Origin of the sequence: Siccibacter colletis, assembly GCF_000696575.1 — a bacterium.
Classification (GTDB): Bacteria; Pseudomonadota; Gammaproteobacteria; order Enterobacterales; family Enterobacteriaceae; genus Siccibacter; species Siccibacter colletis.
Map to the genome: position 1 here is coordinate 121,260 of NZ_JMSQ01000004.1, position 19,706 is coordinate 140,965.

Sequence of the window (19,706 nt, forward strand, 5' to 3'; positions counted from 1 at the left end):
TTTATCGCGAGTGTCCGTTAATAAAATGGAAAATAGCTAATTAAATCAAATGTAATCGCTTTCAAATAAACGCGGTCAGAACGTGAAGGGAAGTATAGCCATGAGGAGAAAAAAGGGCGGCGGGGGCTAAAAAAAGAAAAAGGCCAGCGCGCGGCTGACCTTTTTTGCTGTGCGAACGGCGGCTTATTTCAGGCCGGCAGCATCACGCAGCAGCTGGGCTTTGTCGGTTTTTTCCCACGGGAAGTGGTCGCGACCAAAGTGACCGTAGGCTGCGGTTTCTTTGTAGATTGGGTGCAGCAGATCCAGCATCTGAATCAGGCCGTACGGACGCAGATCGAAGAACTCACGCACCAGCAGGGTCAGCTGTTCGGTGGCGATTTTCTCGGTACCGAAGGTTTCTACCATGATTGAGGTCGGTTCTGCGACGCCGATGGCGTAGGAGACCTGAATTTCGCAGCGGTCGGCAAGACCCGCAGCAACGATGTTTTTCGCCACGTAACGCGCCGCGTAAGCCGCAGAACGGTCAACTTTAGACGGGTCCTTACCGGAGAACGCGCCGCCACCGTGACGCGCCATGCCGCCGTAGGTGTCAACGATGATCTTACGGCCGGTCAGACCGCAGTCGCCCATCGGGCCACCGATAACAAAACGGCCAGTCGGGTTGATGAAGTATTTGGTGGACTCGTTCAGCCACTCGGTCGGCAGCACCGGCTTGATGATCTCTTCCATCACCGCTTCCTGCAGATCTTTCTGGGCGATCTCTTCGGAATGCTGGGTGGAGAGTACGACAGCGTCGATACCGACGATGTTGCCGTTGTCGTACTGGAAGGTTACCTGGCTTTTCGCATCCGGACGCAGCCACGGCAGCGCGCCATTCTTGCGCACTTCAGCCTGACGCTGCACCAGACGGTGTGCGTAGGTTACCGGGGCCGGCATCAGCACGTCGGTTTCGTTGGTCGCATAACCAAACATCAGACCCTGGTCGCCCGCGCCCTGCTCAAGCGGATCGCTGCGGTCAACGCCCTGGTTGATGTCCGGAGACTGTTTGCCAATCGCGCTCAGGACTGCGCAGGAGTTGGCGTCAAAGCCCATATCGGAATGAACATAACCAATCTCACGCACGGTGTTACGGGTGATCTCTTCGATATCAACCCATGCGCTGGTAGTAATTTCGCCGCCAACCAGCACCATACCGGTTTTGACGTAGGTTTCGCACGCCACGCGCGCTTTCGGGTCCTGCTCAAGGATCGCATCCAGCACCGCATCGGAAATCTGGTCAGCGATTTTGTCGGGATGCCCTTCGGATACGGACTCGGAGGTAAAAAGGTGTTTTGCCATGTTCTCTGTCACCCTGGATAAATCGGTAAGCTCAACGGTTTATGGGGATGTCTGAACGACATCCCTCTGGCGTGCAGGTTAAGACGCAGCCGTTAAGTGTTAATCAGCATAACTACGCGGATCAGGCTACGGTGCCACGAGGCAGTAGCCTGACATCCGTCAGGTATTTAGATGGATTAACATCTGGACGGCTATTCTAGGTTAATTCTTAACCCCATTTCCAGCAGTTTTTGATGTAGTGCACACTTCCTTTATCGGCAGCCAAACGTATTTCCTGACATCCCCGGTAAGTTGCCCAATTATATTTTGCATTTTACCCCTGTTCCCGGTATAAAACGGCGCGCGCGGCTTGTACCCGTCGTCTGCTGATAACGCTCTTATCACGGACGCGAAATAAGGTACGCAACGGTGATTAACGAGTTCGTCCTGTTGCCACTTCCCGCCGGGTTAAACGACTGATAGCTTTGGCTTGTCGCTGGTCATGAAACGGCTGGCGTGGAGGTGATACCAGATAATGAACCACACTGTTCCGCATACTCTGCCGCACCGTTCTGGCGCGCGTTTGTCCCCCGTAATCAGCATCTCTGTTTTGCACACCTGCCGATGTTATACCCATCTCGGCGCTTCTCAGGATCCCAGGGCCGGTCTGGCTCAGTGAGGACTGAACAAGGGCGCTCTTGCACCGCAAGAGTTTTCTCGTGGTTTCGCCGTCCCGTCATACAGGGTTCGGATACGTGTTTTACAATGATATGAATCAGAAACCGGTCGCTCAGTCGGGGTTTCAGCGCTATGTGCTGGAAAGTCGGACTGTTTATGGGTTGTTATCGCAACTTTGGGCTGCGATAGTAGTCAACTGTTTTACACCCGTCGTCTTTCAGGGTGCGGATGCGCGGTCAGCGCACGGCAGTCTGAAATCCAAAGGGTCTACACTTTCGACAACAATTGAGGTTCGCTATGTCTGACGACATTTCTTCTTCTTCGCCTTCGTCAGCGGGCGAACAGGGTGTACTACGTTCCATGCAGGAGGTTGCGATGAGCTCCCAGGAAGCCAGCCAGATGCTGCGCACGTACAATATTGCCTGGTGGGGCAATAACTACTATGACGTCAACGAGTTAGGGCACATTACCGTCTGCCCGGACCCGGACGTTCCCCACGCCCGCGTCGACCTTGCCAAACTGGTTAAGGCGCGTGAAGCGCAGGGGCAGCGCCTGCCCGCGCTTTTCTGCTTCCCGCAGATCCTGCAACACCGTTTGCGCTCGATTAACGCCGCGTTCAAACGCGCGCGCGAGTCCTACGGTTATAACGGCGACTATTTCCTGGTCTACCCGATCAAGGTCAACCAGCATCGCCGCGTGATTGAATCCCTTATCCACTCTGGCGAACCGCTGGGGCTGGAAGCCGGCTCGAAAGCCGAGCTGATGGCGGTACTGGCTCACGCCGGTATGACCCGCTCGGTGATCGTCTGTAACGGCTATAAAGACCGCGAGTACATCCGTCTGGCGCTGATCGGCGAGAAGATGGGCCATAAGGTCTATCTGGTTATCGAAAAGATGACTGAAATCGACATCGTGCTGGAAGAGGCCGAGCGCCTGAACGTGATCCCGCGCCTCGGCGTGCGTGCGCGTCTGGCATCCCAGGGCTCCGGCAAATGGCAGTCCTCCGGCGGCGAAAAATCCAAGTTCGGCCTGGCGGCGGTGCAGGTGCTGCAGCTGGTTGAGACGCTGCGTGAAGCGGGCCGTCTCGACAGCCTGCAACTGCTGCACTTCCACCTCGGCTCGCAGATGGCGAACATTCGCGATATCGCCACCGGCGTGCGTGAATCGGCGCGTTTCTACGTTGAGCTGCACAAGCTCGGCGTCAATATCGAATGCTTCGACGTCGGCGGCGGTCTGGGCGTGGACTATGAAGGCACGCGCTCCCAGTCCGACTGCTCGGTGAACTACGGCCTGAACGAGTACGCGAATAACATTATCTGGGCTATCGGCGATGCCTGTGAAGAGAACGGCCTGCCGCATCCGACCGTGATCACCGAGTCCGGCCGCGCTGTCACCGCGCACCATACCGTACTGGTCTCGAATATCATCGGCGTGGAGCGTAACGAATTCACCCAGCCGGAAGCGCCTGCGGAAGATGCAGCGCGCGCGCTGCAGAGCATGTGGGAAACCTGGCAGGAGATGCACGAGCCGGGCAACCGCCGCTCGCTGCGCGAATGGCTGCACGACAGCCAGATGGACCTGCACGACGTGCATATCGGCTACTCTTCCGGCACGTTCAGCCTGCAGGAGCGCGCCTGGGCCGAGCAGCTCTATCTTGGCATGTGCCACGAGGTGCAGAAGCAGCTTGACCCAAGCAACCGCGCGCACCGTCCGATCATCGACGAGCTGCAGGAGCGCATGGCGGATAAAGTCTACGTGAACTTCTCGCTGTTCCAGTCCATGCCGGACGCGTGGGGCATCGATCAGCTGTTCCCGGTACTGCCGCTGGAAGGTCTGGACCAGGCACCAAAACGTCGCGCCGTGCTGCTCGACATCACCTGTGACTCCGACGGGGCTATCGATCACTACGTAGACGGTGACGGCATTGCTACTACCATGCCGATGCCGGACTTCGATCCGCAGAATCCGCCGCCGCTGGGCTTCTTCATGGTAGGTGCCTATCAGGAGATCCTCGGCAACATGCACAACCTGTTCGGTGATACCGAAGCGGTGGACGTGTTTGTCTTCCCGGACGGCAACGTGGAAGTGGAGTTGTCGGACGAAGGGGATACCGTCGCGGATATGCTCCAGTACGTGCAGCTCGACCCGAACACGCTGCTGACCCACTTCCGCGATCAGGTGAAGCAGACCGATCTCGACGAAGCGCTGCAGCAGCAGTTCCTCGAAGAGTTCGAAGCCGGTCTGTACGGCTACACCTATCTGGAAGATGAGTAAGGACTGAAGGGCGATGTTTGCGGAGCGTAATGCCGCAAATGCCGCCCCATGCCGGGCAGGTTCTGTAGTGCTGAACATGACTATTACAGGCTTGAACCCGGCTGAAAATACGGCGATAATTCGCGCCAACATGCTGTACACGAATCAATCCCTTCCTCGTCGGGCCAACGACGCGGAGGGGATTTTTTTTACATCTTTTTCTGACGAGAGGTTTCGCTCATGAGCACCTTAGGCCATCAGTACGATAACTCCCTGGTATCTAACGCCTTCGGTTTTTTGCGTTTGCCACTGAATTTCCAGCCGTACGAATCTGACGCTGACTGGGTCATCACCGGCGTTCCGTTTGATATGGCGACCTCCGGTCGCGCCGGTGGCCGTCACGGTCCGGCGGCGATTCGCCAGGTGTCTACCAACCTCGCATGGGAAGGCAACCGCTTCCCGTGGGATTTCGACATGCGCAAACGCCTGAACGTGGTGGACTGCGGCGATCTGGTGTACAGCTTCGGCGACGCGCGTGAAATGAGCGAAAGGCTGCAGGCCCACGCGGAAAAACTGCTGGCGTCCGGGAAGCGCATGCTCTCCTTCGGCGGCGACCACTTCGTTACGCTGCCGCTGCTGCGCGCCCACGCGAAGCACTTTGGTAAGATGGCGCTGGTGCACTTTGATGCCCACACCGACACCTATTCCAACGGCTGCGAGTTTGACCACGGCACCATGTTCTACACCGCGCCGAAAGAAGGCCTGATCGATCCGAACCATTCGGTGCAGATCGGTATTCGTACCGAGTTCGATAAAGACAATGGCTTCACCGTGCTGGATGCGGCGCAGGTTAACGACCGCACCGTGGATGACATCCTGGCCCAGGTTAAACAGATTGTTGGCGATATGCCGGTGTATCTGACCTTCGATATCGACTGCCTGGATCCGGCATTTGCACCGGGTACTGGTACGCCGGTTATCGGTGGCCTGACCTCCGATCGGGCGCTGAAGCTGGTGCGCGGCCTGAAGGATCTCAACATCGTTGGTATGGATCTGGTAGAAGTCGCGCCGGCTTATGACCAGTCTGAAATCACCGCCCTGGCGGCGGCGACGCTGGCGCTGGAAATGCTGTACATCCAGGCGGCGAAGAAAGGCGAATAAACGCGGGTGAGAGAGAAGAGGGCGATAGCGCACTTCTGCTCCACCACGTAATAAAGAAGGCTCCCGCGGGAGCCTTCTTTTTTTGCGAATTACTGCGCCGCTGGCGGCGTCAGCCCGTCGGCTTTCATGCGCTCGCGAATGTGCTGGGCGCGCGCGTCTGACGCCGGGTGATCGTCAAACATTGAGCTTTGACGACCCGCTTCCTGCTTCGCCAGTTTCTCGAAGCTGGTCACCAGACCTGACGGATTGATGTTGCGCTTGCGCAACAGATCGTAGGAATAGTCATCCGCTTCGGCTTCCTGACGCTGGGAGAACTGCGCGTTCACCAGTTTCTCGCCGAGTTCACCAAGCTGTGACTGGGAAAGGTTACCCAGCACGCCGCCCGCAGAGGCTGCCGCTACGCGAATGGCGTTGGTGCCAAGCGCAACCTGCATGCCGCGCTTCACGTGGCCGAGCGCAACGTGGCCCATTTCGTGGCCGATAACCGCTTCCACTTCGTTGTCGGTCATCATGTCCATCAGCCCGGAATAGACGCGTATACAGCCGTTTGCCATGGCGAAGGCGTTGACGTCTTTGGTCACGTACACCTTGTAGTTCACCGGCTGGCCATTGATGTTGTCGCCCAGCGCGGCGGCAATTTTATTCAGCCGCTGCGTGTAGTTGCTGCTGGCCGGCGCAAGTGTCGCCTTGCTGTCCTGCTCTTTACAGGCTTCATCGCTCAGGGTTTTTACCTGCGCATCGCTGAGCGAATAAGCCTGATAAGCTTCCGCGCCAGAGGAGAGCAGGCCGTTGGAGTCCATATTCTGACAGCCTGTCAGCAGGGCAGCCGTACCGAGGCTGAGTAAAATGGCACGCATTTTCATGGAGGTAGCTTCCGCAATTAATTGACGACAATAACATTTTGCAGCCGACTGAGCCGCGCGTGGGGCTAAGTATAAAGAAGATAACGAGCCGCAGGCGAGAGACTTGCGCAACCTGCGAGCACGATCCAGAGATTTCTTACGCGGCGCAAGGATGCTCCATGTACATGACTTGCCGCTTGGGTTACATTGATGGCACTTTTTTTCGGGCGTAGCCCATAACGCGTAGTCGTCAAGTCGATAATCAGACGTGGCCTTCAACTATCCGATCTGGAGTCAAAATGTCCTCTCGTAAAGAGCTTGCCAATGCTATTCGTGCGCTCAGCATGGACGCCGTACAGAAAGCTAAATCCGGTCACCCGGGTGCCCCGATGGGCATGGCAGACATCGCCGAAGTTCTGTGGCGTGATTTTCTGAACCACAACCCGCAGAACCCGTCCTGGGCTGACCGCGACCGTTTTGTACTTTCTAACGGCCACGGCTCAATGCTGATTTACAGCCTGCTGCACCTCACCGGTTACGATCTGCCGATTGAAGAGCTGAAAAACTTCCGTCAGCTGCATTCGAAAACGCCGGGTCACCCGGAAGTGGGTTACACCGCGGGTGTTGAAACCACCACCGGGCCGCTGGGTCAGGGCATCGCTAATGCGGTGGGCATGGCGATTGCGGAACGCACAATGGCGGCGCAGTTCAACCGTCCGGGTCATGAGATTGTCGACCACCACACCTACACCTTCCTCGGCGATGGCTGCATGATGGAGGGCATCTCCCATGAAGTGTGCTCTCTGGCCGGTACCCTGGGCCTCGGCAAGCTGGTGGCGTTCTACGACGACAACGGCATCTCCATCGACGGTCACATTGAAGGCTGGTTCACTGACGACACCGCAAAACGTTTCGAAGCCTACGGCTGGCACGTGGTGCGTGGCGTAGACGGTCACGATGCCGACGCCATCAAACGCGCCATTGAAGAAGCGAAGTCCGTTTCCGATAAGCCGTCCCTGCTGATGTGCAAAACCATCATCGGCTTCGGATCCCCGAACAAAGCGGGCACCCACGACTCTCACGGCGCGCCGCTGGGCGAGGCGGAAGTTGCCGCTACGCGTGAACAGCTGGGCTGGAAACACGAACCGTTCGTGATCCCGCAGGACATCTATGCGCAGTGGGATGCGAAAGAAGCAGGCCAGGCGAAAGAAGCCGCGTGGAATGAGAAATTCGCTGCCTACGCCAAAGCCTTCCCGCAGGAAGCCGCGGAATTCACCCGTCGTATGAAGGGTGAAATGCCGGCGGAGTTCGCGGAGAAAGCGCAGGCGTTCATTACGAATCTGCAGGCAAACCCGGCGAAAATCGCCAGCCGTAAAGCCTCTCAGAACGCGATCGAAGCGTTTGGCAAGCTGCTGCCGGAGTTCCTCGGCGGATCTGCGGACCTGGCACCTTCCAACCTGACTATCTGGTCTGGTTCGAAAGCCATCAACGAAGACGCGGCCGGGAACTACATCCACTACGGCGTGCGTGAATTCGGTATGACCGCTATCGCCAACGGTATTGCACTGCACGGCGGTTTCCTGCCGTACACTTCTACCTTCCTGATGTTCGTGGAATATGCCCGTAACGCGGTGCGTATGGCTGCGCTGATGAAGCAGCGTCAGGTGATGGTCTATACCCACGACTCTATCGGTCTGGGTGAAGATGGCCCGACGCACCAGCCGGTAGAACAACTTGCCGCGCTGCGCGTAACCCCGAACATGAGCACATGGCGTCCGTGTGACCAGGTTGAATCTGCAGTGGCGTGGAAATACGCGGTCGAGCGTCACGATGGCCCAACAGCGCTGATCTTCTCTCGCCAGAACCTGGCGCAGCAGGATCGTACCGAGCAGCAACTGGCGGATATCGCGCGCGGCGCGTACATCCTGAAAGATTGCGACGGTCAGCCGCAGGTGATCTTCATCGCTACCGGTTCTGAAGTTGAGCTGGCAGTGGCTGCCTGGGACAAACTCGCTGCCGAAGGCATCAAGTCGCGCGTGGTTTCCATGCCGTCTACCGATGCATTCGACAAGCAGGATGCCGCTTACCGCGAGGCCGTACTGCCGAAAGCCGTCAGCGCACGCGTGGCTATCGAAGCCGGCATCGCCGATTACTGGTTTAAGTACACCGGCCTGAATGGCGCTATCGTTGGCATGACCACCTTCGGTGAGTCTGCACCGGCTGAGCTGCTGTTCGAAGAATTTGGTTTCACCGTCGATAACGTGGTGAGCAAGGCGAAAGCGCTGCTCTAATCACGTCACTGAAACGGGTCGCTCAGGCGGCCCGTTTTTTTATCCGGTTCTTTCCTGCCTTGCTTTTTTATTCATCTTTCCCGTGTAATTTCCTGCAATTATTCCAGTAAAAATGTGACCTGCGTCATGAAGCTGCGCTCATCAGGCGGTGGCAACGTTTCTTTTATTCCACGCTTCGCTTATGCTAGCTGAAGCGTTTCAGTTGAACATTTGTTCGATAACTGACCGGACAGCGAGAGTTTGTGACGGGCGAGGTTTCCCTCCGCCAGAGGCTGCATTACTCTGTTTGCCACTGGCGAAATGGGTACATCTTGCAGGAGTAATATGACGATACGCGTGGCGATAAATGGCTTCGGTCGCATCGGACGTAACGTGGTTCGGGCTCTGTACGAGACCGGACGACGGGCGGAGATCACCGTGGTGGCAATCAATGAGCTGGCAGATGCTGCGGGCATGGCGCACTTGTTGAAATATGACACCACTCACGGACGTTTCGCCTGGGATGTACGCCAGGAGCGCGAGCAGCTGTGGATTGGCGACGATATCATTCGTTTGCTTCACGAACCTGAGATCGAAAACCTGCCGTGGCGTGAACTTGGTGTTGACGTGGTGCTCGATTGTACCGGCGTCTACGGTAGCCGCGCCGATGGGGTGGCGCATTCTGAAGCTGGCGCGAAGAAGGTGCTGTTTTCACATCCGGGCGGCAACGATCTTGATGCCACGGTGGTATATGGTGTGAACCACGACGAACTGCGGCCAGAACATCGCATCGTCTCTAACGCTTCCTGTACCACCAACTGCATCATCCCCATTATCAAACTGCTCGACGATGCGTTCGGCATTGACTCAGGTACGGTAACTACCATCCATTCTGCCATGAACGATCAGCAGGTTATCGACTCCTGGCACCCGGATCTTCGTCGTACCCGCGCCGCGAGCCAGTCGATTATTCCGGTCGATACCCGTCTTGCAGCGGGTATAACTCGTATTTTTCCGAAATTTAATGACCGATTTGAAGCAATTGCGGTGCGCGTACCCACCATTAACGTGACGGCGATTGACCTGAGCGTCACCGTGAAGAATTCAGTAAAAGCCAGTGATGTCAACCAGTTGCTGCAAAAAGCGGCGCTGGATACATTTCATGGTATAGTTGACTATACGGAATTACCGTTGGTCTCAACAGATTTTAACCACGATCCGCACAGTGCCATTGTGGACGGCACGCAGACGCGGGTTAGTGGAGCGCACCTGATTAAAACGCTAGTCTGGTGCGATAACGAATGGGGCTTTGCGAATCGTATGCTCGACACAACGTTAGCAATGGCCGCTCAAGGTTTCAGGTAGGACGCGGGTTGCGTCTGCAAAACTTTAGAATCAACGAGAGGATTCACCATGTCTGTAATTAAGATGACCGATCTGGATCTGGCTGGTAAACGCGTTCTGATCCGTGCTGATCTGAACGTGCCGGTTAAAGATGGAAAAGTAACGTCTGACGCTCGTATCCGCGCCTCGCTGCCGACCATCGAGCTGGCCCTGAAACAGGGTGCGAAAGTGATGGTAACGTCCCACCTCGGCCGTCCGACCGAAGGTGAATACAACGAAGAATTCTCTCTGTTGCCGGTAGTTAACTATTTGAAAGACAAAATCTCCAGCCCGGTTCGTCTGGCAAAAGATTACCTCGACGGCGTTGAAGTCGCAGAAGGTGAACTGGTTGTGCTGGAAAACGTTCGCTTCAACAAAGGCGAAAAGAAAGACGACGAAACCCTGTCTAAAAAATATGCCGCGCTGTGCGACGTATTCGTAATGGACGCGTTCGGCACCGCGCACCGCGCTCAGGCATCTACTCACGGCGTGGGCAAATTTGCAGATATCGCCTGTGCAGGCCCGCTGCTGGCAGAAGAGCTGGACGCGCTGGGTAAAGCGCTGAAAGAGCCGGCACGTCCGATGGTTGCCATCGTGGGCGGTTCTAAAGTTTCCACTAAACTGACCGTGCTGGACTCCCTGTCCAAAATCGCTGACCAGCTGATCGTCGGCGGCGGCATCGCCAACACCTTCGTGGCGGCTCAGGGCCACAACGTGGGTAAATCCCTGTACGAAGCGGATCTGGTTGAAGAAGCGAAGCGCCTGTTGACTACCTGTGATATCCCGGTGCCGACCGACGTGCGTGTTGCAACCGAGTTCTCTGAAACCGCGACGGCAACCCTGAAATCTGTCTCCGAAATTAAAGATGAAGAGCAGATTCTGGATATGGGCGATGTGTCCGCTGAGAAACTGGCTGAAATCCTGAAGAATGCCAAAACCATTCTCTGGAACGGCCCGGTTGGCGTGTTCGAATTCCCGAACTTCCGTAAAGGCACCGAAATCGTTGCCCGCGCTATCGCAGACAGCGAAGCCTTCTCTATCGCTGGCGGCGGCGACACGCTGGCCGCAATCGATCTGTTCGGCATTCAGGACAAGATCTCCTACATCTCCACCGGTGGCGGCGCGTTCCTCGAATTTGTGGAAGGCAAAGTTCTGCCGGCGGTTGCGATGCTCGAAGAGCGCGCTAAGCAGTAATCCTTCATCAGGCGAGGCGACTCGCCTGATGTTTACACCTTTTCCACCCTATGGGTTTCGGATTGCAGGCACACCAGCGACGCTCGTTACAGCGCGACATTGATGCGGCTTCAACACGAAACACAACGGGTATAACGGCCGAAGATACAGGACAACGAATATGTCTAAAATTTTTGATTTCGTAAAACCTGGCGTGATCACTGGTGATGACGTTCAGAAAGTATTCCAGGTAGCTAAAGAAAACAATTTCGCACTGCCGGCAGTTAACTGCGTGGGCACTGACTCCATCAACGCCGTTCTGGAAACCGCAGCGAAAGTAAAAGCGCCGGTTATCGTACAGTTCTCTAACGGTGGCGCGGCGTTCATCGCCGGTAAAGGCATTAAAACTGACGTTCCTCAGGGTGCTGCAATCCTGGGCGCTATCTCCGGTGCGCATCACGTTCACCAGATGGCTGAACACTACGGTGTTCCGGTTATTCTGCATACTGACCACTGCGCCAAGAAACTGCTGCCGTGGATCGATGGTCTGCTGGACGCGGGCGAGAAGCACTTCGCTGCAACCGGTAAGCCGCTGTTCTCTTCCCACATGATCGACCTGTCTGAAGAGTCTCTGGAAGAGAACATCGAGATCTGCTCTAAGTACCTGGAGCGTATGTCCAAAATGGGCATGACCCTGGAAATCGAACTGGGTTGCACCGGTGGTGAAGAAGACGGCGTGGACAACAGCCATATGGACGCGTCTGCACTTTACACCCAGCCGGAAGACGTTGATTACGCGTACACCAAACTGAACGCTATCAGCCCGCGTTTCACCATCGCGGCGTCCTTCGGTAACGTACACGGCGTTTACAAGCCGGGTAACGTAAAACTGACCCCGACCATCCTGCGTGATTCTCAGGAATACGTTTCTAAGAAACACAACCTGCCGCACAACAGCCTGAACTTCGTGTTCCACGGCGGTTCCGGTTCTTCTGCGCAGGAAATCAAAGACTCCGTAAGCTACGGCGTGATCAAAATGAACATCGATACCGACACCCAGTGGGCAACCTGGGAAGGTATTCTGAAGTACTACAAAGAGAACGAAGCTTACCTGCAGGCTCAGCTGGGCAACCCGAAAGGCGAAGACCAGCCGAACAAGAAGTACTACGATCCGCGCGTATGGCTGCGTGCCGCGCAGGCCAGCATGGTGGTTCGTCTGGAGCAGGCATTCAAAGAGCTGAACGCGGTAGACGTACTGTAATCTGCTTTCTGTCCTGACGTTAAGGCCCGCATTCGCGGGCCTTTTTTATTTGCTCACGCTCTGTAACAGCTAATCCCGCCATTGGTTTGGCAAACTCCACGCTTTTTGTTTACCCTTTAAATACCTGCACATACCGCGCCTGGCGCGGATATTTTTTGCCCACAAGGGCCAGTTTGAAGGAACAGTAAATGGATGATTTGAACGTGGTAGACAGCATCAATAACGCCGGTGGTTGGCTGGTGAGGAATCAGGCGCTGCTGCTGAGCTACGCGGTTAACATCGTGGCCGCCATCGCCATCATCATCATCGGGATGATTATCGCCCGGGCCGTGGCTAACGGCGTTAACCGTGTGATGCGTGCACGGCACATTGATGCTACGGTCGCAGACTTCCTGTCGGCACTGGTGCGCTACGGTATCATCGCTTTTACGCTGATTGCCGCCCTGGGTCGCGTCGGCGTGCAGACAGCGTCCGTGATCGCCGTGCTGGGTGCCGCCGGTCTGGCCATCGGTCTGGCGCTGCAGGGCTCGCTCTCAAACCTGGCTGCCGGCGTGCTGCTGGTCACCTTCCGCCCGTTCCGTGCCGGTGAGTATGTCGATCTTGGCGGCGTAGCCGGTACGGTGCTTAATGTGCAGATCTTCTCCACCACTTTACGCACCGTGGACGCACGTATCGTGGTGATCCCGAACGGGAAAATTATCGCCAACAACATCATCAACTTTTCGCGCGAGCAGGTGCGCCGCAACGAATTTATTATCGGGGTGTCTTACGAAGCAGATATCGATCAGGTGAAGCAGATCCTGACCGAAATTATCGAGTCTGACGAACGCATTCTTAAAGATCGTGAAATGACGGTGCGTCTGAACGAACTGGGCGCCTCTTCGGTAAACTTTGTGATCCGCGTCTGGAGCAACAGTAGTGATTTACAGGCAGTTTACTGGGACGTACTGGAGCGCATTAAGAAGGCATTCGACGCCAACGGTATCAGCATCCCGTATCCGCAGATGGACGTTAATTTTAAACGCGTTAAGGCACCGCAGGACGACGCCGAACATACGCCGGTTAACCATTAATTACGCAGAGCCGACATCGCGTCGGCTTTTTTATAACTCTTATTATTAGCAATACTGATTAATGATTAAAATTATCAATTTCCGCTAATAACCTTACGGCGTTATAGTCTGCTCCAGTTTTCCTTATTCAGAGTATTGGCTGTGATTGCATATTATTTTCAAGGGCTTGCCTTAGGGGCCGCGATGATCCTTCCGCTGGGGCCGCAAAATGCTTTTGTATTAAACCAGGGGATTCGTCGTCAGTATCATCTGATGATCGCGGCGCTGTGCGCGTTCAGCGATATCCTGCTCATCAGCGCCGGTATTTTTGGCGGCAGCGCGCTGCTGATGCAGTCGCCACTGCTGTTAACGGCGGTCACCTGGGGTGGGGTGGCGTTTCTGCTGTGGTATGGCTGGGGAGCGCTGCGTACCGCGTTCAGTCGGGATATTGAAATGGAGAATGCTGCAACCCTGAAGCAGGGGCGGCTGCGGCTGATTGCTACCATGCTGGCGGTGACCTGGCTCAACCCGCACGTCTATCTGGACACCTTCGTGGTGCTGGGCAGTCTGGGCGGACAGATGGCGGAGGAGCCAAAGCGCTGGTTTGCCCTCGGCACCATCAGCGCGTCGGTGTTGTGGTTCTTCGGTCTGGCGCTGCTCGCCGCCTGGCTTGCCCCGCGTTTGCGCACCGTCACGGCGCAGCGCATCATCAACGGTCTGGTCGGCATCGTAATGTGGGTCATCGCCATTAAGCTTGCGCAGGACGGTTTCTCACACCTTTCGGCGTTAATTAACTAATCTTAATCCGATAGACTTAACCTGCGCAGGATTTACTCTCTGCGCAGAGGCTCGTCTGTTGCGACGAGCTGCATTTCCCGGCACACAGCAAGGAGAAATAACAGTGAAGTTTAAGATGATGGCCCTCGCGGCCGTGATTGGATTGAGCACCTTCCCGGCGCTGGCAAACGAACTGCCAAACGGCCCGCATATTGTTACTACCGGCACAGCAAGCGTTGATGCCGTACCGGATATCGCGACCCTGACCATCGAAGTGAACGTGGCAGCGAAAGATGCCGCGTCCGCGAAAAAGCAGGCGGATGACCGCGTTGCGCAATACCTGACCTTCCTGCAAAAAAATAACGTCGAGAAGAAAGACATCGCCTCGGCCAACCTGCGTACCCAGCCTGACTACGACTATCAGGACGGGAAAAGCATTCTCAAAGGTTACCGCGCGGTGCGCACCGTTGAAGTTACCCTGCGTGAGCTGGATAAGCTGAATGCGTTGCTGGATGGCGCGCTGAAAGCAGGCCTGAACGAAATCCGCTCCGTCTCGCTGGGCGTCGCGAAGCCGGAAACCTACAAGGATGAGGCGCGTAAAGCGGCAATTAAGGACGCGATGCACCAGGCTGAGCAGCTGGCTTCCGGCTTTAACAGCAAGCTGGGCAACGTCTACAGCGTGCGCTATCACGTCTCCAACTATCAGCCGCAGCCGATGGTGCGCATGATGAAAGCCGACGCCGCACCGGCTTCTGCCCAGGAGAGCTACGAGCAGCCGACGATTCAGTTTGACGATCAGGTGGATGTGGTGTTTGAGCTGCAGCCAGGCCAGAGCGGCAACACTGCCGCAACCCCGGCCACGCCTGCAACCACGCCGGCGCAGTAATTGCCGGATAAAAAAAGCCCCGCGCAGTCTGGCGGGGCTTTTTTGTTATTAGTCCTGACGCAAAACCCGATGGCCGTGGCTGAGCAGGGCATCGGTGACGTTGCGCATCATGCGGCTTTCCGGCGCAAACCGATGCCAGTAAAGCATCCGGCGCTGGAACAGGCCCGGCGTCAGGTCGATAAGCTCGCCGCTGGCCAGCTCTTTTTCGATCTGCAGATGCGGGATCATACAGCAGGTAGTGCCCTGGCGGGCGAGCTGCACAAAGGCTTCAGACGAGTTAACGATGTGGCAGGGCACGCTGCCCGGCGACAGGTCAAAGTTCTGCTGTAAAAACGCCTGGTGCATGTCGTCTAAGTGGTCGAAGGCGACGGCTGGCGCTTTCAGCAGGGCCGAGCGGGTAACGCCGTTCGGGAAGTAGCGATCGGCAAAGGCTTTAGAGCCGACAAACAGGTAGTCGAGCGCGCCGAGCTGGTCCACGAGGCAGCTTGGCAGCGCCTGAGACTGAATACTCACCGCACCCACCACTTCTCCGCGACGCAGCCGCTCCTGGGTGCGGGTTTCGTCTTCAACCTGCAGATTGAGGCGAATAGGGGAATCGGCCAGCACCGGGGCCAGCGCCGGCAGCAGCCAGGTCGCCAGACTGTCGGCGTTGACCGCCAGCGACAGCAGCAGCGGCGTGGAACCCGTCTGTTCGTCGCCCAGCCACTCCTCTTCCAGCAGCTCGACCTGACGCAACAGCGCCAGCAGTTTCTGACCCTGCTCGGTCGGACGTGGCGGCACGGTACGCACCAGCAGCGGCTGACCAAACATGTTTTCCAGCTGTTTGATGCGCTGAGAGACCGCGGACTGCGTAATACACAGCTTCTGGGCCGCGCGTTCAAATCCACGCTCGCGGATAACCGCATCCAGCGCCTGTAATGTTCTGTAATCCGGGCGTTTCATTGCTCTGCGCACTCCTGATTTTATTATGCCCCGCACTATGACATAAATTTGCCTTTGATACAGACCCTTTCGGTCAAATCACACTGCGGCGATTCCAGGCGGGAATGTCCCTGCGGATGGGGGTATAATCCGCGGCAGTTTTCTCACCACAGGCATAACAAACCATGACCCAGGATGAATTGAAAAAAGCCGTTGGCTGGGCGGCGCTCCAGTACGTGCAGCCAGGTACTATCGTTGGTGTCGGCACCGGCTCCACCGCGGCACATTTTATTGATGCGCTGGGTACCGTGCGTCACCAGATTGAGGGCGCGGTTTCCAGCTCGGATGCCTCTACCGAAAAACTCAAAAGCCTCGGTATTCCGGTGTTCGATCTGAACAACGTTGATTCGCTGGGCATTTATGTCGATGGTGCCGACGAAATCAATGAGCAGATGCAGATGATCAAAGGCGGCGGCGCGGCGCTGACCCGTGAGAAAATCATCGCCTCCGTCGCCGATAAGTTTATCTGCATCGCGGATGCCTCCAAGCAGGTGGCAATCCTCGGCAGTTTCCCGCTACCGGTTGAAGTTATCCCGATGGCGCGCAGCGCGGTAGCTCGTGAGCTGGTGAAGCTGGGCGGTCGTCCGGAGTACCGTCAGGGCGTGGTCACCGACAACGGCAATATCATTCTTGATGTGCACGGTCTGGAAATCCTCGACCCGATCGCGCTGGAGAATGCGATCAACGGTCTGCCGGGCGTGGTAACCGTCGGGCTGTTCGCCAACCGTGGTGCAGACATCGCGCTTATCGGCAGCGCAGACGGTGTAAAAACCATCGTAAAATGATCTGAAGGGAGCGCTGCGGCGCTCCCCCAGTAAAAAAATTCGTTATCGCTTAATTTGGTGACATCTGTCACACCTTGCCTCCCTTTCTCAAATTCATTCCGTTTAGTTTCTTCGGACCAGTGTTTTGTGCTACTGAGCTGCGCTGCATGACGTTTCCTCACGCGGCCCGCGCAAACGTTCATATTGCTGCAATAGTTTTTTTTGATATGTTGAAACAAAGCTGGTTACAAGCTCAGCACATTATCAGTACAGACAAACAGGGTCGGGAAATGGCAAAAGTATCGCTGGATAAAAGCAAAATTAAGTTCCTGCTGGTGGAAGGCGTGCACCAGAAAGCAATCGATAACCTGCGCGCCGCGGGTTACACCAACATCGAGTTTCATAAAGGCGCGCTGGACAGCGAGGCGCTGAAAGCGTCGATCCGCGATGCGCATTTCATCGGTATCCGATCCCGTACCCATCTGACTGAAGAAATTTTCGCCGCGGCTGAAAAGCTGGTGGCGGTGGGGTGCTTCTGCATCGGCACGAATCAGGTCGATCTTACCGCCGCCGCGATCCGTGGTATTCCGGTATTTAATGCCCCGTTCTCCAACACCCGCTCGGTCGCAGAACTGGTGATCGGTGAACTGCTGCTGCTGCTGCGCGGCATTCCGGAAGCGAACGCCAAAGCGCACCGCGGCATCTGGAACAAGCTGGCCACCGGTTCTTTTGAGGCGCGCGGTAAGAAGCTTGGCATCATCGGCTATGGGCATATCGGCACCCAGCTGGGTATTCTGGCGGAATCCCTCGGTATGCATGTCTTCTTCTACGACATCGAAAGCAAGCTGCCGCTCGGGAACGCGACCCAGGTGCAGCATCTTTCCGACCTGCTGAACATGAGCGACGTGGTGAGTCTCCACGTGCCGGAAAATGCCTCTACCAAAGATATGATCGGTGCCGAAGAGCTGGCGCTGATGAAGCCGGGATCGCTGCTGATTAATGCCGCACGCGGCACCGTGGTGGATATCCCTGCGCTGTGCGATGCGCTGCGCACCCGACACCTTGCGGGCGCAGCCATTGACGTCTTCCCGGAAGAGCCGGCCACCAACAGCGATCCGTTCACCTCGCCGCTGATTGAGTTCGACAACGTGATCCTGACGCCGCATATCGGCGGTTCGACTCAGGAAGCGCAGGAGAATATCGGCATTGAAGTATCCGGCAAGCTGGCGAAGTACTCCGACAACGGTTCTACGCTTTCAGCGGTGAATTTCCCGGAAGTATCCCTTCCGCTGCACGGTGGGACCGTGAGCCGACTGCTGCACATCCACGAAAACCGTCCGGGCGTGTTGACAGCCATCAACCAGATTTTCGCCGAGCAGGGCGTCAACATCGCAGCCCAGTTCCTGCAGACCACGCCGCAGATGGGTTATGTAGTCATTGATATTGATGCCGAAGAGGACGTAGCGCAAAAAGCGCTGCAGAGCATGAAGGCTATTCCGGGCACTATCCGTGCACGCCTGCTGTATTGATTAGTTTTGTTTCACATTTATACGCGCTGAAAACAGAAAAGCCCTCGCGATGCGGGGGCTTTTTTTGATTACCACACCCAGAGGCGCGAAGGCGTAACCACCGCCGGAAGCGGTATATCCCACTCTTCGCTTGGCAGGGCATCAACCTGCTGACAATCATGCGCATAACCTACCGGCTGCAAACCATGCTGCTGCCAGTTCTGCAGCGTGCGATCGTAAAAGCCGCCGCCCATGCCCAGCCGCTGCCCCTGCGTATCGAATGCCACCAGCGGCGTCACCAGCACGTCCAGGCGCTCCAGCGGCAGCACGTCGCGCACGTCGAGCTCAGGCTCGCTGATGTTGAGACGATTGACCACCAGCTCACTTTCGGGATGGTAATGCAGAAACAGCAGATTGCCGGGACTGAACGGGTGCAGCACCGGAAGATAAACCCGTTTTCCGGCGCGCCACAGGCGATCGATCAGCGGGCGGGTATCCAGTTCGCCATCAAACGACAGAAATACTGCCACGGTATGTGCGAGTAGCATCGGGGCGTAAGCCATCATGCGGTCGGCGGCCTGTTCGGCAAAATGGGTTTGCTGTTCAGCGGTCAGAGCACGGCGTAATTGCCTGATATGTTTGCGTATTTCTTGTCGGGATGAAGCAGGGAGAGGATGTTGCGTCATGTTATACGCTTATCTGAAAGGTCGCGCGAAGCGCAATAACAAACGTGTGGTGAAAAGAGAAGGAATCTCCGAGATGCCGCCGCAGGCTGTAACCCTTGAACCCGTGGTTCAAGGTGAATGCGTCGTCACGGTTTTAAGGCTTCTCGGACGAACCGAGCATGCTCACCAACCGTGGAGCAACACATTCTGTTTTTTTGAAATATCGGCTCAGGGGACTGGCCCGCTTGCGAACATCTCAGAGAAATTTTGTACTTCACGGTCACTCTAACATAAAGAACCCTGAAGTGTTATCCGTTATTCGAACTTTGGACCCGTTCTTTCGCTAATGCGACCCTGGTCAAGCAATGCCTGCTCAATGGTCTGCTGTAGCATCCGAATACGCTGTTCCATGCTGGAGGCGTAATCGCGGGTTTTAGTCTTTTCTTGTGCCAGCTCATAACAAACGTTAAGTGCGGCGATGAAGACCAGTTGTTCTGTATTTGTGACTCTAGTGCGAACTTTCAGATCTTGCAACCGCTGATTCAGGTCTTCTGCTGCCTGATTTAACGCATCTCTCTGTTCAGGAGGACAATTCACCCGCAGAGAACGGCCAAAAATTTGGATATCGACTGGTTGTGCAGACATGACACCTTCCTGCTGTTTGACTGCGCGTCGCTCGCCGCCGGGCTGGGCTGCGAAGGGGCGACACTATAGCTACCCTGATTTGATGGCACA

Annotated in this window: 18 protein-coding genes and 1 other RNA gene; 13 read left to right on the forward strand and 6 right to left on the reverse strand. The window is 56.2% G+C overall.

Annotation, left to right across the window (positions count from 1 at the left end):
- Positions 1-183 precede the first annotated feature (183 nt).
- Positions 184-1,338, reverse strand: a complete 1,155-nt coding sequence (gene metK / locus ET34_RS0104005) for a methionine adenosyltransferase (protein ID WP_031519667.1) — start codon at positions 1,336-1,338, stop codon at positions 184-186.
- 514 nt (positions 1,339-1,852) lie between these two features.
- On the opposite strand from metK, the gene ET34_RS23230 reads away from it, so the two are divergent.
- From ET34_RS23230 to speB, 4 genes are all read left to right on the forward strand, one after another.
- Positions 1,853-1,996, forward strand: coding sequence for a hypothetical protein (locus ET34_RS23230; RefSeq protein WP_426447450.1), 144 nt, complete (start codon positions 1,853-1,855; stop codon positions 1,994-1,996).
- 91 nt (positions 1,997-2,087) lie between these two features.
- Entirely contained in the window at positions 2,088-2,300 is a 213-nt protein-coding gene (yqgB, locus tag ET34_RS23175) for an acid stress response protein YqgB (RefSeq protein WP_152548347.1), read from the forward strand.
- A complete protein-coding gene (speA, locus tag ET34_RS0104010) occupies positions 2,293-4,269 on the forward strand; it encodes a biosynthetic arginine decarboxylase (protein WP_072001957.1) in 1,977 nt (658 codons plus the stop codon). The genes yqgB and speA overlap by 8 nt, the downstream gene beginning before the upstream one ends.
- 219 nt (positions 4,270-4,488) lie before the next feature.
- Positions 4,489-5,409 (forward strand): agmatinase, encoded by a 921-nt coding sequence (gene speB / locus ET34_RS0104020; RefSeq protein ID WP_031519671.1) that lies wholly within the window; start codon positions 4,489-4,491, stop codon positions 5,407-5,409.
- A gap of 89 nt (positions 5,410-5,498) precedes the next feature.
- On the opposite strand, the gene loiP is transcribed toward speB, so the two are convergent.
- Entirely contained in the window at positions 5,499-6,272 is a 774-nt protein-coding gene (gene loiP / locus ET34_RS0104025) for a metalloprotease LoiP (RefSeq protein WP_031519673.1), read from the reverse strand.
- Positions 6,273-6,550: 278 nt separating this feature from the next.
- Between loiP and tkt the strand changes: the two genes are divergently transcribed.
- The 7 genes from tkt (at position 6,551) to ET34_RS0104060 (ending at position 15,053) form a co-directional block, all read left to right on the forward strand.
- Positions 6,551-8,542 carry a transketolase gene (gene tkt, locus ET34_RS0104030; protein WP_031519675.1) on the forward strand — a complete coding sequence of 664 codons (1,992 nt, stop codon included), beginning with the start codon at positions 6,551-6,553 and terminating at the stop codon, positions 8,540-8,542.
- A gap of 324 nt (positions 8,543-8,866) precedes the next feature.
- Positions 8,867-9,886 (forward strand): erythrose-4-phosphate dehydrogenase, encoded by a 1,020-nt coding sequence (gene epd, locus ET34_RS0104035; RefSeq protein ID WP_031519677.1) that lies wholly within the window; start codon positions 8,867-8,869, stop codon positions 9,884-9,886.
- A gap of 48 nt (positions 9,887-9,934) precedes the next feature.
- Positions 9,935-11,098, forward strand: coding sequence for a phosphoglycerate kinase (gene pgk / locus ET34_RS0104040; protein WP_031519680.1), 1,164 nt, complete (start codon positions 9,935-9,937; stop codon positions 11,096-11,098).
- 160 nt (positions 11,099-11,258) lie between these two features.
- Positions 11,259-12,338 (forward strand): class II fructose-bisphosphate aldolase, encoded by a 1,080-nt coding sequence (gene fbaA / locus ET34_RS0104045; protein ID WP_031519682.1) that lies wholly within the window; start codon positions 11,259-11,261, stop codon positions 12,336-12,338.
- A gap of 188 nt (positions 12,339-12,526) precedes the next feature.
- Complete coding sequence (mscS, locus tag ET34_RS0104050; protein WP_031519684.1) at positions 12,527-13,411, forward strand: small-conductance mechanosensitive channel MscS; 885 nt, start codon at positions 12,527-12,529, stop codon at positions 13,409-13,411.
- A gap of 141 nt (positions 13,412-13,552) precedes the next feature.
- Positions 13,553-14,188 carry an arginine exporter ArgO gene (argO, locus tag ET34_RS0104055; protein ID WP_031519685.1) on the forward strand — a complete coding sequence of 212 codons (636 nt, stop codon included), beginning with the start codon at positions 13,553-13,555 and terminating at the stop codon, positions 14,186-14,188.
- 103 nt (positions 14,189-14,291) lie between these two features.
- Positions 14,292-15,053: an oxidative stress defense protein gene (locus ET34_RS0104060; RefSeq protein ID WP_031519687.1), complete on the forward strand. Its 762-nt coding sequence runs from the start codon at positions 14,292-14,294 to the stop codon at positions 15,051-15,053.
- 48 nt (positions 15,054-15,101) lie between these two features.
- Here ET34_RS0104060 and argP read toward each other — a convergent pair whose 3' ends face one another.
- On the reverse strand, positions 15,102-15,995 hold the full coding sequence (gene argP, locus ET34_RS0104065) for a DNA-binding transcriptional regulator ArgP (RefSeq protein WP_031519689.1): 894 nt from the start codon (positions 15,993-15,995) through the stop codon (positions 15,102-15,104).
- Positions 15,996-16,159: 164 nt separating this feature from the next.
- On the opposite strand from argP, the gene rpiA reads away from it, so the two are divergent.
- Positions 16,160-16,819, forward strand: coding sequence for a ribose-5-phosphate isomerase RpiA (gene rpiA / locus ET34_RS0104070; RefSeq protein WP_031519691.1), 660 nt, complete (start codon positions 16,160-16,162; stop codon positions 16,817-16,819).
- 269 nt (positions 16,820-17,088) lie between these two features.
- Positions 17,089-18,327 (forward strand): phosphoglycerate dehydrogenase, encoded by a 1,239-nt coding sequence (gene serA, locus ET34_RS0104075; RefSeq protein WP_031519693.1) that lies wholly within the window; start codon positions 17,089-17,091, stop codon positions 18,325-18,327.
- A 68-nt stretch (positions 18,328-18,395) separates the two neighbouring features.
- Here serA and ET34_RS0104080 read toward each other — a convergent pair whose 3' ends face one another.
- The 3 genes from ET34_RS0104080 to zapA all read right to left on the reverse strand — a co-directional run bounded on the left by ET34_RS0104080 (position 18,396) and on the right by zapA (position 19,616).
- Entirely contained in the window at positions 18,396-18,992 is a 597-nt protein-coding gene (locus ET34_RS0104080; protein ID WP_031519695.1) for a 5-formyltetrahydrofolate cyclo-ligase, read from the reverse strand.
- A 61-nt stretch (positions 18,993-19,053) separates the two neighbouring features.
- Positions 19,054-19,237, reverse strand: a non-coding RNA gene (ssrS, locus tag ET34_RS21525) — 6S RNA.
- A 49-nt stretch (positions 19,238-19,286) separates the two neighbouring features.
- Complete coding sequence (zapA, locus tag ET34_RS0104085) at positions 19,287-19,616, reverse strand: cell division protein ZapA (RefSeq protein ID WP_031519697.1); 330 nt, start codon at positions 19,614-19,616, stop codon at positions 19,287-19,289.
- Positions 19,617-19,706: the final 90 nt, after the last annotated feature.

Excerpts from the sequence above, each read along its gene's own strand:
- rpiA (WP_031519691.1), top strand. The coding sequence starts at position 16,160 with ATGACCCAGGATGAATTGAAAAAAGCCGTTGGCTGGGCGGCGCTCCAG.
- serA (WP_031519693.1), top strand. The coding sequence starts at position 17,089 with ATGGCAAAAGTATCGCTGGATAAAAGCAAAATTAAGTTCCTGCTGGTG.
- yqgB (WP_152548347.1), top strand. The coding sequence starts at position 2,088 with ATGAATCAGAAACCGGTCGCTCAGTCGGGGTTTCAGCGCTATGTGCTG.
- epd (WP_031519677.1), top strand. The coding sequence starts at position 8,867 with ATGACGATACGCGTGGCGATAAATGGCTTCGGTCGCATCGGACGTAAC.
- speA (WP_072001957.1), top strand. The coding sequence starts at position 2,293 with ATGTCTGACGACATTTCTTCTTCTTCGCCTTCGTCAGCGGGCGAACAG.
- tkt (WP_031519675.1), top strand. The coding sequence starts at position 6,551 with ATGTCCTCTCGTAAAGAGCTTGCCAATGCTATTCGTGCGCTCAGCATG.
- mscS (WP_031519684.1), top strand. The coding sequence starts at position 12,527 with ATGGATGATTTGAACGTGGTAGACAGCATCAATAACGCCGGTGGTTGG.
- loiP (WP_031519673.1), bottom strand. The coding sequence starts at position 6,272 with ATGAAAATGCGTGCCATTTTACTCAGCCTCGGTACGGCTGCCCTGCTG.
- speB (WP_031519671.1), top strand. The coding sequence starts at position 4,489 with ATGAGCACCTTAGGCCATCAGTACGATAACTCCCTGGTATCTAACGCC.
- argP (WP_031519689.1), bottom strand. The coding sequence starts at position 15,995 with ATGAAACGCCCGGATTACAGAACATTACAGGCGCTGGATGCGGTTATC.
- ET34_RS0104080 (WP_031519695.1), bottom strand. The coding sequence starts at position 18,992 with ATGACGCAACATCCTCTCCCTGCTTCATCCCGACAAGAAATACGCAAA.
- ET34_RS23230 (WP_426447450.1), top strand. The coding sequence starts at position 1,853 with ATGAACCACACTGTTCCGCATACTCTGCCGCACCGTTCTGGCGCGCGT.
- fbaA (WP_031519682.1), top strand. The coding sequence starts at position 11,259 with ATGTCTAAAATTTTTGATTTCGTAAAACCTGGCGTGATCACTGGTGAT.
- zapA (WP_031519697.1), bottom strand. The coding sequence starts at position 19,616 with ATGTCTGCACAACCAGTCGATATCCAAATTTTTGGCCGTTCTCTGCGG.
- metK (WP_031519667.1), bottom strand. The coding sequence starts at position 1,338 with ATGGCAAAACACCTTTTTACCTCCGAGTCCGTATCCGAAGGGCATCCC.
- pgk (WP_031519680.1), top strand. The coding sequence starts at position 9,935 with ATGTCTGTAATTAAGATGACCGATCTGGATCTGGCTGGTAAACGCGTT.